The 1,793-nt window shown below is 60.9% G+C and carries 1 protein-coding gene; it reads left to right on the top strand.

What is annotated here, in order from left to right:
• Positions 1-511: 511 nt before the first annotated feature.
• Positions 512-1,793, top strand: a 1,282-nt coding sequence (gene ltrA, locus G3N95_RS40345) for a group II intron reverse transcriptase/maturase (protein WP_241019216.1), incomplete at its 3' end; no start/stop codon positions are given.

Raw genomic sequence — 1,793 nt, 5'->3', positions numbered from 1 at the left:
TGGGTGCGCCCGGCAGGGCGCACTTACCTGGAGGTGAAAGTCCTCTACCCACCCGGCAAGGGGAAGGGTTAGCTGAACGGCAAGGGTGTCGCGGGCGACCGCGAATCTGGAGGAAGCCGAAGGCAAAGCGCTGGCCTGACGAACAGGAAGCGGATATGAGGCGGCGTAGCGGGGTGAGGTGTCCCTTATCACTAAAGCCCAGTACTTGCACGGGACGCTGCGACGTAAATCCGACAGGCATAAGCGTGAAGGTGGGTGCGCAATACCCGGGGAGATCTGCATGCGTGCCTCGTGCTACCGACATCGAGAGGTGTCGGGATGCGCATGCAGAAGTCAGCAGACGGCATACTAGGTCGGGGCAAAGGCGGAGAGTCGAAGAGCGCCTGACTGAAGGCCTGAACATTGAACATCGCGATTAGGACATCCGACCTCGATGCAGAGCGACGACGCAACAAGGCAGGCAACTGCGCCCGTGACGGAGGGAGGCGAACGGATTTCGCCGAGGACCGACATGGGTGCCGAGCCCTGCACGGCGGCGGGTGGGCAAACGAAAGCGGAAGGGCCACGGCAGATGGAAGCCGTGGTTGAACGAGCCAACCTGTGGCGAGCGTATGAGCGGGTGATGCAGAACAAGGGTGCGGCGGGAGTCGATGGACTCACCGTATTCGACTTCAAGGCATGGCTGCAACAGCACTGGCCGAGCGTCAAGGCAGCGCTACTGGCGGGCGATTATGTACCGGCGGCGATTCGCAAAGTGGAAATACCCAAGCCCAACGGCGGGGTACGGACGCTGGGCATCGCGACGGTACTGGATCGCCTGATTCAGCAGGCGCTGCTGCAAGTTCTCCAACCGGAGTTCGATCCTGAATTCTCCGAGCATAGCTACGGGTTCCGACCGGGCCGCAATGCATGGCAAGCGGTGCAACGAGCGCAAGGCTATATCAGGGAGGGCCACCGCTGGGTGGTTGACCTTGATCTGGAGAAGTTTTTTGACCGGGTGAACCACGACATTCTTATGTCGCGCGTGGCTCGCCGGGTCAAAGATGGACGGGTATTGAAACTGATCCGACGCTACCTGGAAGCGGGCATGATGTCTGACGGGGTTGTCAGCGGGAGGACAGAAGGTACGCCGCAAGGCGGTCCACTGTCACCCCTGTTGTCAAACATCCTGCTGACGGATCTGGACCGCGAACTGGAAGGTCGGGGACACCGGTTCTGCCGCTACGCCGACGATTGCAACATCTACGTCAAAAGCGCAGCGGCAGGACAACATGTCATGGACGCGATCACCGGCTACCTGGAGCAGAAACTGAAGCTTCGGGTCAATCGGGACAAAAGCGCTGTGGCAAGGCCCTGGCAGCGGAAGTTTCTGGGTTACAGCGTGACGTGGCACAAACAGGCACGTCTGAGGATCGCCGAGAGCAGTTTGAAGCGACTGAAAGACCGGGTGCGTGAGATCGTCGTCGGGAACGCTTCACGCAATCTCGGCCAAACGATCGCGGTACTCAACCCGGTGCTACGTGGCTGGGCCTCCTACTTCCGGCTGACCGAGGTCAAGGGCGTGTTGGAGGGTCTGGACGGGTGGATAAGGCGCAAACTTCGCTGCCTGCTATGGCGGCAATGGAAGCGTCCGGCTACCCGTAACAGGAAGCTGCAGGCGCGGGGGCTGGACCCAACGCGGGCATGGAAGTCGGCAAGCAACGGACGCGGTCCCTGGTGGAACGCCGGAGCGAGTCACATGAACGCGGCCTACCCCAAGAGCTTCTTTGACGTATCAGGGTTAGTTTCGCTGC

The sequence above is a fragment of the Paraburkholderia sp. Tr-20389 genome, from assembly GCF_017104565.1.
In the GTDB taxonomy this organism is placed as follows: Bacteria; Pseudomonadota; Gammaproteobacteria; order Burkholderiales; family Burkholderiaceae; genus Paraburkholderia.
This window is presented reverse-complemented; position numbering and strand designations above follow the sequence as displayed.